This window comes from Streptomyces sp. NPDC058375, assembly GCF_042723425.1.
Taxonomy (GTDB): Bacteria; Actinomycetota; Actinomycetes; order Streptomycetales; family Streptomycetaceae; genus Streptomyces; species Streptomyces durocortorensis.
This window is the reverse complement of sequence record NZ_JBHXJG010000194.1, coordinates 1-14362: the sequence shown is the minus strand read 5'-3', so window position 1 is coordinate 14362 and position 14362 is coordinate 1. Positions and strand designations below refer to the sequence as shown.

12 protein-coding genes are annotated in these 14362 nt (G+C 72.8%); 8 read left to right on the top strand and 4 right to left on the bottom strand.

What is annotated here, in order from left to right:
- Positions 1 to 18: 18 nt before the first annotated feature.
- Positions 19 to 207 (bottom strand): DUF5703 family protein, encoded by a 189-nt coding sequence (locus tag ACFWM7_RS25810; protein WP_030114174.1) that lies wholly within the window; start codon positions 205 to 207, stop codon positions 19 to 21.
- 47 nt (positions 208 to 254) lie between these two features.
- Between ACFWM7_RS25810 and ACFWM7_RS25805 the strand changes: the two genes are divergently transcribed.
- Entirely contained in the window at positions 255 to 917 is a 663-nt protein-coding gene (locus ACFWM7_RS25805; RefSeq protein ID WP_383264560.1) for a hypothetical protein, read from the top strand.
- A 94-nt stretch (positions 918 to 1011) separates the two neighbouring features.
- Here the strand turns inward: ACFWM7_RS25805 and ACFWM7_RS25800 are convergent, their stop codons facing one another.
- Together ACFWM7_RS25800 and ACFWM7_RS25795 are read right to left on the bottom strand one after the other, a co-directional pair.
- Positions 1012 to 3303 carry a helix-hairpin-helix domain-containing protein gene (locus ACFWM7_RS25800; RefSeq protein ID WP_383264557.1) on the bottom strand — a complete coding sequence of 764 codons (2292 nt, stop codon included), beginning with the start codon at positions 3301 to 3303 and terminating at the stop codon, positions 1012 to 1014.
- Complete coding sequence (locus tag ACFWM7_RS25795) at positions 3300 to 4283, bottom strand: aldo/keto reductase (RefSeq protein WP_383264554.1); 984 nt, start codon at positions 4281 to 4283, stop codon at positions 3300 to 3302. The genes ACFWM7_RS25800 and ACFWM7_RS25795 overlap by 4 nt, the downstream gene beginning before the upstream one ends.
- A gap of 138 nt (positions 4284 to 4421) precedes the next feature.
- On the opposite strand from ACFWM7_RS25795, the gene ACFWM7_RS25790 reads away from it, so the two are divergent.
- Together ACFWM7_RS25790 and ACFWM7_RS25785 are read left to right on the top strand one after the other, a co-directional pair.
- A complete protein-coding gene (locus ACFWM7_RS25790) occupies positions 4422 to 5471 on the top strand; it encodes an LLM class F420-dependent oxidoreductase (protein WP_383264551.1) in 1050 nt (349 codons plus the stop codon).
- A gap of 255 nt (positions 5472 to 5726) precedes the next feature.
- Positions 5727 to 6515 carry a ferritin-like domain-containing protein gene (locus tag ACFWM7_RS25785; protein ID WP_383264548.1) on the top strand — a complete coding sequence of 263 codons (789 nt, stop codon included), beginning with the start codon at positions 5727 to 5729 and terminating at the stop codon, positions 6513 to 6515.
- 16 nt (positions 6516 to 6531) lie between these two features.
- Here ACFWM7_RS25785 and corA read toward each other — a convergent pair whose 3' ends face one another.
- Positions 6532 to 7527, bottom strand: coding sequence for a magnesium/cobalt transporter CorA (gene corA, locus ACFWM7_RS25780; RefSeq protein ID WP_383264545.1), 996 nt, complete (start codon positions 7525 to 7527; stop codon positions 6532 to 6534).
- A gap of 79 nt (positions 7528 to 7606) precedes the next feature.
- Here corA and ACFWM7_RS25775 point away from each other — a divergent pair, with 79 nt between their 5' ends.
- The 5 genes from ACFWM7_RS25775 to ACFWM7_RS25755 all read left to right on the top strand — a co-directional run bounded on the left by ACFWM7_RS25775 (position 7607) and on the right by ACFWM7_RS25755 (position 14316).
- On the top strand, positions 7607 to 8329 hold the full coding sequence (locus tag ACFWM7_RS25775; RefSeq protein WP_383264543.1) for a histidine phosphatase family protein: 723 nt from the start codon (positions 7607 to 7609) through the stop codon (positions 8327 to 8329).
- A gap of 70 nt (positions 8330 to 8399) precedes the next feature.
- Positions 8400 to 8990 (top strand): DUF3090 domain-containing protein, encoded by a 591-nt coding sequence (locus ACFWM7_RS25770; RefSeq protein ID WP_030085580.1) that lies wholly within the window; start codon positions 8400 to 8402, stop codon positions 8988 to 8990.
- On the top strand, positions 8954 to 9793 hold the full coding sequence (locus tag ACFWM7_RS25765) for an SCO1664 family protein (RefSeq protein WP_383264540.1): 840 nt from the start codon (positions 8954 to 8956) through the stop codon (positions 9791 to 9793). Before ACFWM7_RS25770 ends, ACFWM7_RS25765 begins: the two co-directional genes overlap by 37 nt.
- Positions 9794 to 9906: 113 nt before the next feature.
- Entirely contained in the window at positions 9907 to 11136 is a 1230-nt protein-coding gene (gene mshC / locus ACFWM7_RS25760; RefSeq protein WP_383264537.1) for a cysteine--1-D-myo-inosityl 2-amino-2-deoxy-alpha-D-glucopyranoside ligase, read from the top strand.
- Between the two features lie 114 nt (positions 11137 to 11250).
- Positions 11251 to 14316, top strand: coding sequence for an NPCBM/NEW2 domain-containing protein (locus ACFWM7_RS25755; RefSeq protein ID WP_383264534.1), 3066 nt, complete (start codon positions 11251 to 11253; stop codon positions 14314 to 14316).
- Positions 14317 to 14362: the final 46 nt, after the last annotated feature.

Genomic DNA, 14362 nt, shown 5'->3' with positions numbered 1-14362 from the left:
CGCGGGGCCCGCTTCCTTTCACCAGGTGGCCCGTAGCTGGCGGATGATCCGCCTGCGCAGCCGCACCCTGCGGCTGCCGTCCCTGCGGAGCGTCAGGCGGTCCAGCTCCCAGTGTCCGTACTCGGCGTGGTCGGTCAGGAGTCGGGCCGCTTCCTTGCGGGAGACCCCGCGCGGCACGTACACGTCGATGAATTCGTATTCCGGCATCGCATCTATTGTGCGGGCAGCGCCCCGGTACGGATAGCGTCTGCACTATGTCTGATGCTGCGCAGCCCACCGCTGCCGAGGTACGTGCCGCCGCCGAAGCGGTCAAAGCCGCGATCGACCGTCACCTCGACGCGGTCGAACGCCGTACCGGGGACGACGACCCCGCCGTCTACGAAGCGTTCAACGGCCTTGCCGCTGCCGCCGAGGTCTACGACGAACTCCTCTACGACCGCTACGACGAAGTCACGCCCTTCGAGATCCCCGGCGCGGACGACTCCCTGCCGCCCTACGCCGGTCCCGCGGAGCCCAGCGCGCTCAGTGTCCTGATCCGGCGCGACTACGTGGTCGCCGAGCCCGAGCGTCTCCTCGCCCAGGCCCAGCGCCTTGCCGACGTCGACGCGGGTCCGGGCGCCGAGGACACGACCCCGGTGGTCGGCACCAGCGTCCATTCCGCGCTCGGGGTCCTCTTCGGCGAGTACGAACCGGACGAGATCGCCTCCCGGCACAAGGAGTTCGGCCTGGAGGAGGGGGACTCCACCCTCTGGGTCTCGGCCGGCGAAACCGCACCGGAGCCGGGGGAGTGGCTCGGCGCCCCCTTCGAGGACGCCGAACCCGAACTGGTCGTCTGCCGCTTCGACGTCAGCGCTGTCTTCGACGAGGAGGACGAGCCGGACGAGGACTTCGCCGGGCCCGCGGTGGGAGGCCTCTGACCCCACCCCTTCGACTTCTCTCCCGCACCGGACGTGACGGCGGGGCCCCGGCGCACGTACGACGCGCCGGGGCCCCACCGCTGTCCTGGCCCGGCTACGAAGCCGCGTCGGGCGTCGGGAGCGCCTCCAGCAGCGGGCGCAGCCGGGTCGTCCGCTCCTGGGCCGGAACCTGCGCCACCGCATGGGGGAGCGCCTGGTCCACCCCGTGCACCACGGACAGATGCCGCTCGCCCCGGCCGAACGCGGTGTACACCCACGGCCGGCTCAGTCCCTGCGCGGCGTCGCCCGGCAGCACCACGACCGCGGCGGGCCAGCGCATCCCCGCCGCCTGATGGGCGCTGAGCGCCCAGCCGTGCCGCACCGACGACTCCACCCGCTCCTGCGGTACGACGACGGGGACGCCCCCGCAGTCCAGCCGCAGCCCCTCGGCGTCGGCCGAGCGCACCACCCCGGGCACCGCGCGGCCGGGCGCGGGCACATGGACGACGCGGTCGCCCGGGTCGAACCCGCCGAACCGGCCGGGCCCCGGGTTGAGCCGCTGCTTCAGCGCCTCGTTCAGCGCCCTGGTCCCGGCGGCCCCGCCGTGGCCCACCGTGATCACCTGGGTCTCCTCGGCGGGGATGGAGAACGCCCGGGGCACCGAGTCGGCGACCAGCTGCACGGTGCGGTGGACGGCCTCGCCCGCGTCGCGGACCGGGACGATCACCACCTCCTTGCCCGGGGCGTCGACCTGGTTCAGCTCGCCGATGCCGATGCCGGAGACCAGCTCGCCGATCGGCCCGGGGTCCGGGGTGCGGGAGACGACCTGGGGGCAGGCGCGGGCGGCCAGCACATCGGCGAACACCCGCCCGGCGCCCGCCGAGCCGAGCACGCCCGGGTCGCCGCTCAGCACCAGCCGGGTGCCGTCTGCCAGCGCCTCGACCAGGACCGCCGCGCTCTCCACGTCCAGCTGCGGGGCGTCCAGCACGACCAGCAGGTCCAGGGCGAGCGCCCCGTCCTCGTCCCGGCCGGGGCCCTGCGCGCCGGACAGCAGACCGGCCAGAGTGACCGCCGTGTCCGGATCGCCGGTGGCCGCCGCGAGCCGCCGGCGGCCGTCCTCGCTGTGGGTGGCGCCCAGCGCCCGCAGCCCCAGGCCCCGGGCGGCAGCGATCAGCGCGGCGGGCTCGGCCCGGGCCGCCTCGCCGCCGCTGTGCGCGACCAGTCCGGCGGCGGCCGCCGTACGGATCAGCTCGGCGGCCGAGGGGCTCGGGGCGGCGGCAGCGGCCTCCGCCCAGTCGGCGGCCTTCTCGCAGGCGTTGACCAGCCGGGCCAGGCCGTCGGCGAGGCTCTCCTCGGCCAGGGCGTAGCGGTCCAGGCCCAGCAGCACCTGGACCGGCTCCCGGTCCGTGTCGGCGTCCGCCGCGGGCCCTGCCCCGTCCGCCTCGTCCTCTTCGCCGTCCGCCGCTTCGGTCGCGTCCGGCTCCAGGTCCTCACCCTCCTGGAAGAGCAGGGCGACACCTTCCTCGACGGCCTCGCGCACCGCCGCGTCCGGGTCGCTCACCGCACGCTCCGCGAGCGCCGTGCGTACGGTCCCGGCGTCCAGCGCCGTGTGGCCCTGGAGGGCGGCGCGCTCCAGCAGCCAGCCGACCAGGGCCGCCGTCCTGCGCCTGTCGTCCGGGCCGCAGTCGGCGCCCAGCAGGGCCCGGGCGAAGCCGTCGGCCTGCTCCGGCCGCACACCGGGCACGGCCAGCAACTGCCAGGGGTCGGTGCGCAGCAGCTCGGCCGCCTGCTCGCTCAGCGCGCCGACCGCCGGGCGGGCCAGCGCCTCGGGGGCCCCGCCCTCCACGAGCACCGCGCGCACCGCGTCCACGGCCTCCGGCGAGGCGGCCTGCGGGGCGGGGGCGGCGGCCTCGGGCGCGGGGGTCCGGGGCTGTGGTGCGGCGGCCGGGGCGGGACGCCGGGGGGCCGGGGCCGGGGCGGGCGAGGAGAAGAACGCGGAGCCCGCCTTCTCGCCGCTCTCCACCGCCCGGACGGCCGCGAGCAGATCCGCGGCCGTGCCGCTCAGACCCGTACCGGCGGCGATGGGCGCGGCCTTCTCCGCCTTGCGCTTCTCGATCCGCTCCCGCAGCTCGCGCTGGGCGGCCAGCTCGGCCTGCGCCTCCGAAAGCTCGGAGGCGGGCGACGCGTCTGCTGTGCCGTCCGCAGTCGTGCCGTCCGCGCTCGTGCCGTCCGCGGTCGTGGCGTCGGCGGCCGGGCCTTCGGCTGCCGCAGCTTCCTGGACCTCGGCCTCCCCGTCCTCGGCGGCTCCGGGCGCTTCGGCGGGCGCGGGGTCGGCGGCCGCCTCGGCCGTCACGTCCTCGGCCGTCACGTCGTCCGTGCCGGGGGTCTCCCCGGGAAGCGCAGTCACAGGGTGCTCCAGTCCTGGTCGGGATAGCGGTGCACGGGCGCCGACACATCGTCGAGCGCCTGGCAGATCTCGTAGGGAAGACTAAGGGCCTCCACCGACAATGCCTCCGCGAGCTGCCCGGCGTTGCGCGCACCGAGGATCGGCGCGGCCACCCCCGGCCGGTCCCGGACCCAGGCGAGCGCCACCTGGAGCGGGCTCGTCGCCAGTCCGTCCGCCGCCGTCGCCACGGCGTCCACGACCCGGCCGGCCGCGTCGTCGAGATACGGCTCGACGAACGGGGCGAGCCGCTCGGAGGCGCCCCGGGAGTCGGACGGGGTGCCCTGGCGGTACTTGCCGGTGAGCACGCCGCGTCCCAGCGGGGAGGACGGCAGCAGCCCGATCCCGAGGTCCAACGCGGCCGGCAGCACCTCGCGCTCGATGCCCCGCTGGAGCAGCGAGTACTCCATCTGCGTACTGGCCAGCCGGGTGCGCACTCCAGGCGCGGCGAGCTGCCAGGTGGCCGCCTTCGCCAGCTGCCAGCCGCAGAAGTTCGACACGCCCGCGTAGCGGACGCGGCCCGAGGAGACGGCCAGGTCCACCGCCTGGAGCGTCTCCTCCAGCGGGGTCGACGGGTCGAAGGCGTGGATCTGCCACAGGTCCACGTACTCCGTGCCGAGCCGCTCCAGGGAGGCGTCCAGGGCGGCCAGAAGGTGCCCACGCGAGCCGTTGAAACGGCGGTAGGGGTCGGGGACGTTTCCGGCCTTCGTGGCGATGACCAGATCCTCACGAGGGACCAGGCTGCCGACGAGCCGCCCGAGCAGGTATTCGGCCTCGCCGCCGCCGTACACATCGGCCGTGTCCACCAGGGTGCCGCCCGCGTCCCAGAAGGCCTTCAGCTGGTCGGCGGCGTCGTGCTCGTCCGTGTCCCGGCCCCAGGTGAGGGTGCCGAGCCCGATCCGGGACACGCGAAGGCCGGTACGGCCGAGATGCCTCTGCTCCATGGGCGCTGAGATTACTGGCCACGGCCCCACGGGGTGCAGCCCTGTGGACAACCGGAGGTCCGCCGGGCCTGCCGGATGACCGCGAGCCGCGCTAGAGTCCGGAGAAAGAGACGTTACTGATCAGTAAGGGGAGCGGCTATGCGGCTCGGCATCAATCTCGGTTACTGGGGCGCCGGCATGGACGGTGACAACCTCGCCGTCGCGCAGGAGGCCGACCGGCTCGGCTACGACGTCTGCTGGGCGGCCGAGGCGTACGGCTCCGACGCCCCGACCGTGCTGACCTGGGTCGCGGCCCAGACCGAGTCGATCGACGTCGGCTCCGCGATCATGCAGATCCCGGCCCGGCAGCCCACCATGACGGCGATGACCGCCGCCACCCTCGACTCGCTCTCCGGCGGCCGCTTCCGGCTCGGCCTCGGCGTCTCGGGCCCGCAGGTCTCCGAGGGCTGGTACGGCGTGAAGTTCGACAAGCCGCTGGCCCGCACCCGCGAGTACGTGGAGATCGTCCGCAAGGCGATGACCCGTGAGCGCGTGAGTTACGAGGGCGCGCATTGGACGCTGCCGCTGCCCGGAGGGCCGGGCAAGCCGATCAAGCTCACCGTGCACCCCCAGCGCGAGCACATCCCGCTCTACATCGCCGCCATCGGCCCCAAGAACCTGGAGCAGACCGGCGAGATCGCCGACGGCGCCCTGCTGATCTTCCCCTCCGCAGAGCACCTGGAGGAGACCGCGATCCAGCCGCTGCGCACGGGCCGCGAGAAGGCCGGCAAGACCATGGAGGGCTTCGACGTCAGCCCGACGCTGCCGCTGGCGGTCGGCGACGACGTGACCGGCCTCGCCGACATGTTCCGCCCGTACACCGCCCTGTACGTCGGCGGAATGGGCAGCCGCAAGCAGAACTTCTACAACCAGCTCGCCCAGCGCATGGGGTACGAGAAGGAGGCCGCCGAGATCCAGGACAAGTACCTGGACGGCGACAAGGCCGGGGCCGCCGCCGCCGTACCGCACCAGCTGATCGACCAGACCGCGCTGCTCGGCCCGGTCGAGCGGATCGCCGAGCGGATGCAGGCGTACGCCGCCGCCGGGGTCACCACGCTCAACCTCGCCCCGGCCGGCTTCACCCTGGAGGAGCGGCTCACCGCCCTGCGCGCCGGCACGGACGCCCTGGAGCGCTCCGGGCTCGCGTAACCCCTTCAGGGGCTCGGGGGCAGCACTACGGCCGTGGTGGGGGCTCGGGGGTCTTCCCCGCCACGGCCGTCACCCGGAACAACGCTCCGCACGCCCAGGGGTTACGCCGCCCGGGCGGGTGCCGTCCGCGACCGTCGCCCTGTGCTGTCCGTGACCGCTCCGGTTGCCGAGCGCCCGGCGGCGCATTTGACTCTTTCTGCGGACTACTGCTCCGCGGACTCGGCTCCGCGGGCCATGGGTACGGAGGTGGCCGTCATGCTCTCAGCGCAGACCCTGTTCCAGGAGATCCTGGACGACGACGAGTCCTACCGGCTCTTCTGCTCCATCGCGGCGAGCGGCGAGGCCCAGGGCGGCTGGGAGAACGCGCGGATCGCCGCCCTCGTCCCCGAGGGCCGCAGCGACCTGGCCCCCAGGATCGTCCGTCACGGCGCCGACGAGGACAAGCACGGCCGGATCTTCAACGCCCTCCTGAAGAAGCGCGGACTGCCGCCCGTGAAGGTCCCGCCGGAGACCGACTACACGATGCTCCTGGAGCAGCAGGGCATCGGCCTCGCGCACTCCCGGCTGCGCGGCGAGGAACGGCTCACCGAGCGCGACATCATCACCTATCTGGCCCACAGCCGGATCACCGAGCAGCGCGCCTCCGAGCAGATGCGGCTGCTGCGCCGCTACTTCGCCGACCACCCGGACATCGGCCGCGCGGTGAAGATGATCTCCAACGACGAGGACAACCACCTCGCCTACTGCCACGAGGAACTGCTGTCCCTCGCGCGCGAGGGGCACGGCCGCACCATCCAGCGGATCATGCGCGAGTGCGCCCTGGCCGAGATCCGCGTCTACCGTGACGTCAGCCTCGCCGTGATGGCCAATATGGGCCGCATCCTCGGCTGGTCCCGCCCCAGGGCCGCCGTCCTCGCCGCGGGCATCCACGCGGTGTACGCCTACGAGCGCCTCGTCGGCTGGCGGCGCATGGTGACCCTGGAGATGCCGGAGCGGCGCAACGCGCTCGGCAGCCCCGCCGTGCTCGAGCACGAGTACGCCTGAAACCGGCCGACAGCCCTCAGAGCCAGCCGCGCCGCTTGAACAGCCGGTACAGCCCGTACACCGCGAGAGCCATCAGCGCGACCACCACCGGGTACGTCCACGGCCAGTGCAGCTCCGGCATGTGGTCGAAGTTCATGCCGTAGATGCCCGCCACCATCGTCGGGACGGCGGCCATCGCCGCCCAGGCGGAGATCTTGCGCATGTCGTCGTTCTGCCGCACGCCCATCTGCGCCAGATGCGCCGACAGGATGTCCGAGAGCAGCCGGTCCAACCCCTCCACCTGCTCGTTGGCGCGGGTCAGGTGGTCGGCCACGTCCCGGAAGAACGGCTGCGCGTGCTCGTGGACGAACGGCACGCCTGCCCCCGCGAGCCGGGCCATCGGCGCCGTCAGCGGACCGGCCGCCCGGCGGAACTCCAGCACCTGCCGTTTGAAGGTGTAGATCCGGGCGGCGGTGTTCTTCGAGTCGCCCGAGCCGGTCGGCGCGAAGACCTGCGTCTCCAGCTCCTCCAGGTCCACCTGGAGCTCGCCGGCCACGTCCATGTAGTGGTCCACGACCGCGTCGCTGATCGCGTACAGCACCGCCGTCGGGCCGTGCTTGAGCACCTCGGGCTCGGACTCCAGCCGCTGGCGCACGGCCGCCAGCGGGGCGCCCTCGCCGTGCCGGACCGTCACCACGAACGAGTCGCCGACGAAGACCATCAGCTCGTCGGCGCTGACCGTGTCGCTCTTCGGCTCGTAGACGATCGGCTTGAGGACGGCGAACAGCGAGTCGTCGTACACCTCCAGTTTGGGGCGCTGGTGCGCCCGCAGCGCGTCCTCCACGGCCAGCGGATGCAGCCCGAACTCCTCGCGGACGCGGTCGAACTCCTGCTCCGTCGGCTCATGCAGCCCGATCCACAGGAAGGCGTCAAGGGATCCGCGGGCCTCGTCCAGGGCCTCGGAGAAGTCGTCGGGCCCTTCGGTGCGGCGCCCGTCCCGGTAGATGGCACAGTCCACGATCACGGCGGGCATTCTTCCCCGTGAACCCGTTCCCACGCACCTCCGCCGCCCCCGGCCCGGCCTCACGCACCTCAGTCGTACCCTGGCGGGTATGCCCACGCTGATCCTCGTACGCCACGGACGCTCCACGGCCAACACCGCCGGGGTGCTCGCGGGCCGCACCCCCGGCGTCTCCCTCGACGAACGCGGCGCCGCACAGGCCGCCGCCCTCCCCGGCCGGCTCTCCGCCGTGGTCCCCGTTCTCGCCGTCAGCAGCCCCTTGGAACGCTGCCGGCAGACGCTCCAGCCGCTCCTCGACGCGCGCCCGGGCCTGCCCCTGCACACCGAGGACCGGATCAGCGAGTGCGACTACGGCCACTGGTCGGGCCGGAAGCTCGCCGAACTCGCCGACGAGCCGCTGATGTCGGTCGTCCAGCAGCACCCCTCCGCCGCGGCCTTCCCCGGCGGTGAGTCCATGCGCGCCATGCAGGCCCGCGCCGTCGACGCCGTACGCGACTGGAACGAGCGCGTCGAGGCGGAGCACGGCGAGGACGCCACGTACGTCATGTGCTCGCACGGCGACATCATCAAGGCGCTGGTCGCCGACGCGCTGGGCATGCACCTGGACCTCTTCCAGCGCATCCACGTCGACCCCTGCTCGGTCACCGCGATCCGCTACACCCGGCTGCGGCCCTTCCTCCTGCGGCTCGGCGACACCGGCGACCTCGCCTCCCTGGCCCCCCGCGAACACTCCGTCGGGGCCGACGCCGCCGCGTCGCCCGCCGGTGACGGTTCGGCGGACGCGACGGTCGGGGGCGGCGCGGGCGCGCCGTGATCGCTTCGGGCAGTAGGGTGGACGCGCCGTAGCGCCGCCCAACCACCATCGAAGCTCAAGGGAGCAGGACGTGTCCCGTCAGGTGTTCCTCTACGACCCACCGGACCGATTCGTGGCCGGTACGGTCGGATTGCCTGGCCGCCGTACGTTCTTCCTGCAGGCGTCCTCCCAGGGCCGGGTCACCAGCGTGGCCCTGGAGAAGACCCAGGTCGCCGCTCTCGCCGAGCGGATCGACGAACTGCTCGACGAGGTCGTACGCCGCACCGGCGGCAACTCCCCGGTGCCCGCCGTGGCCCCCACCGACGTCTCCGACACCGCGCCGCTCGACGTCCCCGTCGAGGAGGAGTTCCGGGTCGGCACCATGGCCCTGGCCTGGGACGGCGAGGAACAGCGCATGATCGTCGAGGCGCAGGCCCTCGTCGAGCTCGACGCCGACTCCGAGGACGACCTCGCGGAGGCCGAGGAGAAGCTCCTCCAGGACGAGGAGAACGGCCCGCCGATGCTCCGCGTGCGGCTCAGCGGCGCCCAGGCCCGCGCGTTCGCGAAGCGGGCCCTGGACGTCGTCAACGCCGGCCGCCCGCCGTGCCCGCTGTGCAGCCTGCCGCTCGATCCGGAAGGACACGTATGCCCGCGCCAGAACGGATACCGTCGCGGAGCCTGACGGACGCCGAGTCGCTCACCCTGCTCAGCGAGGGCACGCTCACCGTCCTCGGGCAGGTCGGCGGGGCGTCCAACGCGGTGCTGCACTGCACGGTGGCGTACGAGGGCGAGGAGCGCACCTGCGCCTACAAGCCGGTCGCGGGCGAGCAGCCGCTCTGGGACTTCCCCGACGGCACCCTCGCCCAGCGGGAGGTCGCCGCGTACGAGATCTCCCGGGCGACCGGCTGGGACCTCGTGCCGCCGACCGTGCTGCGGGAGGGGCCGTACGGGCAGGGCATGGTCCAGCTCTGGATCGACGGACCCGAGGACGGTGAGGACGCCCCCGAGCTGCTGGCGCTCGTCGAGGGCGAGGAACCGGGCGACGGGTGGAAGGCCGTGGGCTTCGCGGACGTGGGGGAGGGGAAGACCGCGCTGCTCGTGCACGCGGACGACCCCCGGCTGCGGCGGCTCGCGGTGCTGGACGCGGTGATCAACAACGGCGACCGCAAGGGCGGCCATCTGCTGCCGGCGCCCGGCGGCCGGCTCTTCGGCATCGACCACGGCGTCACCTTCAACGCCGACGACAAGCTGCGGACCCTGCTCTGGGGCTGGGCGGGCGAGCCGCTCACCGAGGAGGCCCTGGCGGTGCTGGGCCGGCTCGCCGCCGAGCTGGCGCCGAGGGCCGCTCTCGCCACCCGGATGGCCGAACTCATCACCCCGGCCGAGCTGGAGGCCCTGCGGGAGCGGGTCGCCGCTCTGGCCAAGGGCGCCGTGCACCCGCAGCCGAGCGGCCAGTGGCCGCCCATCCCCTGGCCGCCCGTGTAGCGCTGAGGCGGCAGGCTCTACCGCCCACCAGGGGCTTCACGCAAGAGTGCCTCTTCGGACAGGTTTCCGGAGCCGGTTCGTATCCGGAAGCATCGTCCGGTTACGCTCATGACATGCATGCCTGGCCCGCTTCTGAGGTCCCCGCCCTGCCCGGCAAGGGCCGCGACCTTCGGATCCACGACACCGCGACCGGCGGACGGATCACCCTTGACCCCGGTCCCGTCGCCCGCATCTACGTCTGCGGCATCACGCCGTACGACGCGACCCACATGGGTCATGCGGCGACCTACAACGCGTTCGACCTGGTTCAGCGCGTGTGGCTCGACACCAAGCGGCAGGTCCACTACGTCCAGAACGTGACCGACGTGGACGATCCGCTGCTGGAGCGGGCCGTGCGCGACGGTCAGGACTGGACCGAGCTCGCGGAGCGCGAGACGGCGCTCTTCCGCGAGGACATGACCGCCCTGCGGATGCTGCCCCCGCAGCACTACATCGGAGCGGTCGAGGCCATACCGGGCATCGTGCCCCTCGTCGAACGCCTCCGGGACGCGGGCGCCGCCTACGACCTGGACGGCGACACCTACTTCTCCGTCGACGCCGACCCGCACTTCGGCGAGGTCTCCGGCCTCGACGCCGAGGCGATGCGCCTGCTCTCCGCCGAGCGCGGCGGCGATCCCGAGCGCCCCGGAAAGAAGAACCCCCTCGACCCGATGCTCTGGATGGCCGCCCGCCCGGGCGAGCCGAGCTGGGACGGGGCCTCGCTCGGCGAGGGCCGCCCGGGCTGGCACATCGAGTGCGTCGCCATCGCGCTCGACCACCTCGGTATGGGCTTCGACATCCAGGGCGGCGGCTCCGACCTCGCCTTCCCGCACCACGAGATGGGCGCCTCGCACGCCCAGGCGCTGACCGGCGAGCACCCGTTCGCCCAGGCCTACGTCCACGCCGGCATGGTCGGCCTGGACGGCGAGAAGATGTCCAAGTCGCGCGGCAACCTGGTCTTCGTCTCGGCGCTGCGCCGCGACGGCGTGGACCCGGCGGCCATCCGGCTCGCGCTGCTCTCCCGCCACTACCGTTCCGACTGGGAGTGGACCGACCAGGTGCTGGCGGAGGCCGTCGAGCGCCTCGCGCGCTGGCGGGCCGCCGTATCCCGCCCCGACGGGCCGTCCGCCGACGCGCTGGTCGAGGAGGTCCGCGAAGCCCTCGCCGACGATCTGGACAGCCCCGCCGCGCTCGCCGCGGTGGACCGCTGGGCCGCGCTCCAGGGCGCGGAGGGCGGCACCGACGAGGGCGCGCCCGGCCTTGTCTCGCGTACGGTCGATGCCCTGCTGGGGGTCGCACTGTAGGCGGTTTTCCCGCCCGCCCGATGGCTCGAACCGGCCTCGGACTTCTCTACGAAGTTCGGGGCCGGTTCCTTTTTGTCCATGGTCATGTGCTCGAAGTTGCGCTAAAAGCCTTCTATGCAAACATCAACGCGCATGAGAGCGGCAGCGGTTGCTGCACTGCTCGGACTGCTCGCGGCCCTCTCGGGGCCCGGCGGGGCCCACGCCGACGAGGCCCCGCCGGAGAGCACGGAGACCACGACCGTCGGTGACGTGACCGGCTTCCGCGCGGACGGGGCGGTCTACCGGCTGACCGCCGGGCAGGCCGAGGCCCGCGTCAGCTTCGTCTCGGACGAGACCTTCCGCATCGAGCTCGCTCCGGACGGGAAGTTCACCGACCCCACCGGCGACGACATCGTGCTCCCGCAGGGCGAACCGCCCCGCACCCGCTGGAAGGAGCGCGGCGACCGCTACGAGCTGTCGACGGGCGAGGTCACCCTGCGGGCCTACAAGAAGCCGCTGCGCTTCGCCCTGCACCGGGCCGACGGCAGCCGCATCTGGTCCGAGACGAAGGGCCTGAGCTGGACCGGCGAGCAGACCGTCCAGACGCTGGCCCGGGGCGCCGGTGAGCAGTTCTACGGCGCCGGGATGCAGAACGGCCGCGGCAACACCACCCACCGCGACAAGACCGTCGAGGTCGCCGTCGACTACAACTGGGACGACGGCGGCCACCCCAACTCCGTGCCGTTCTACCTCTCCTCGGCCGGCTACGGCGTCTTCCGCAACACCTACGCCCCGGGCACCTACGCGTTCACCGACCCGGTGACGACCAGCGCGAAGGAACAGCGCTTCGACGCCTACTACTTCGCGGGCGAGGGGGCCGACGCCGCCAAGGACGTCATCGGCCAGTACACCGACCTCACCGGCAAGCCGTTCCTGCCGCCCGTCTACGGCATGGAGATCGGCGACGCCGACTGCTACCTCCACAACGCCAACCGGGGCGAGCGCCGCACGCTGGACTCGCTGAAGGTCGCCGACGGCTACGTCGAGAACGACATGCCCAACGGCTGGATGCTCGTCAACGACGGCTACGGCTGCGGCTACGAGGACCTGGAGGAGACCGCCCAAGGGCTGAAGGACCGCAAGATGGAGCTGGGCCTGTGGACCGAGGACGGCATCGAGAACCTCGAAGCCCAGGTCAAGGCCGGCCAGCGGGTCGCCAAGCTCGACGTCGCCTGGGTCGGCCCCGGCTACAAGTTCGCCCTCGACGCCTGCAAGGACGCCTACCAGGGCATCGAGGACCACAGCGACGCACGCGGCTTCACCTGGGCCCCCGAGAGCTGGGCGGGCGCACAGCGCTGCGGAGTCCAGTGGTCCGGCGACCAGTCCGGCACCTGGGAGTACATCCGCTGGCAGATCCCCACCTACGCGGGCGCCACCATGTCCGGGCTCGCCTACACCACCGGTGACGTCGACGGGATCTTCGGCGGCAGCGCCAAGACGTACACCCGCGACCTCCAGTGGAAGATGTTCCTCGGCACCACGATGACCATGGACGGCTGGGCCCCCATGGACAAGCAGCCCTTCCGCCACGGGGAGCCGTACACCTCCGTCAACCGCGACTACCTCAAACTCAAGGAGTCGCTGCTGCCCTACCAGTACAGCTACGCCCACGAGGCCACCAAGACCGGTGTCGGCATGGTCCGCCCGCTGGTCCTCGAATACCCCGACGACCCGAAGGCGTCGACGGAGGCCGCGAAGTACGAGTTCCTCTCCGGCGAGCACTTCCTCGTGGCGCCCGTCTACCAGGACACCACCGAGCGCAAGGACATCTACCTCCCCAAGGGCACCTGGATCGACTACTGGAGCGGCCGCACCTACGAGGGCCCCACCACCATCGACTCCTACAGCGCCCCGCTCGACACCCTGCCGCTCTTCGTGAAGGCGGGCGCGGCCATCCCGATGTGGCCGGGCATCCGCTCGTACCGCGACCGCACCGCCCACTCCCCGCTGGCCTGGGACGTCTACCCGCAGGGGAAGACCTCCTTCACCCTGTACGAGGACGACGGCGTCACCCGTCAGCACCGCGACGGGAAGTACGCCACCCAGCGCGCCGACGTCCGGGCTCCCAAGCACGGCGCGGGCGACGTCTCCGTCACGATCAACGAGAGCCGGGGCAGCTTCACCGGCAAACAGACCACCCGGCCCTACGAGTTCACCGTCCACACCGGCTCCGAGCCGCGCGCGGTGAAGCTGGACCGGACGCTGCCCGAGCTGACCTCGAAGGCCGCGTACGACAAGGCCCGGCAGGGCTGGTGGTACGACCGTGACGACCGGGGCGGCGTGGTGCACGTGAAGACCGCGCCCCTGAGCACCGCGAAGAAGTTCACGGTGAAGCTCCTGGGCACCAGCGCGGTCGGCGGCAAGAAGGCATCGGCGGCCGCCGCCCTCACCGCCCCCACGGGCCAGGAGGCCGGAGCGGGCACGCCCGGCACGGTCCAGGTCGACGTGACGGCCGGCCGGTCCGACCTCACCGACACCACGGTCTCCCTCCAGGTCCCCGAGGGCTGGCAGGCCGCCACCGCGAAGGTCCCGGGCCGGATCCCGGCGGGAACCACCCGCCGGGTCGAGGTGGCGCTGACCCCGGCGAAGGACGCCGAGGTACGCGAGACCACGCTGACGGCGCTGACCCGCTACCGGGCGGCCGGGGAGGCCCGCACGAGTCAGCAGCGGCTCGCCGTGTCCGTACTGCCCCCGGCCCCGGAGGGCGACGCCTGGGCGAGCGATCTTGCCTGGCTCTCCGAGACCAACGGCTACGGCCCCGCCGAACGCGACCGTTCCAACGGGGAGTCGGGCGCGAGCGACGGGAAGACGCTGACGCTCGCGGGGAAGGCGTACGAGAAGGGGATCGGCACCCACGCCGACTCCGACATCGCCGTCCATCTCGGCGGCCGCTGCACCGCGTTCACGGCCGACGTCGGGATCGACGACGAGATCGACGGCTACGGCGAGGTCGCGTTCTCGGTGGAGGGCGACGGCAAGGTGCTGTGGACCTCACCGAAGCTGACGGGCTCCTCGGCCACCCTGCCGGTGGACGTGAAGCTCGACGGCGTACGCCAGGTGCGGCTGAAGGTCACCGACACCAACGGGTCCAAGACGGGGGACCACGCCGACTGGGCGGCGGCGAAGTTCCACTGCGCCTGAGCCGTACCCGGACGCGAAAACCGGAGCGCCGCACGGGATCGTCTCC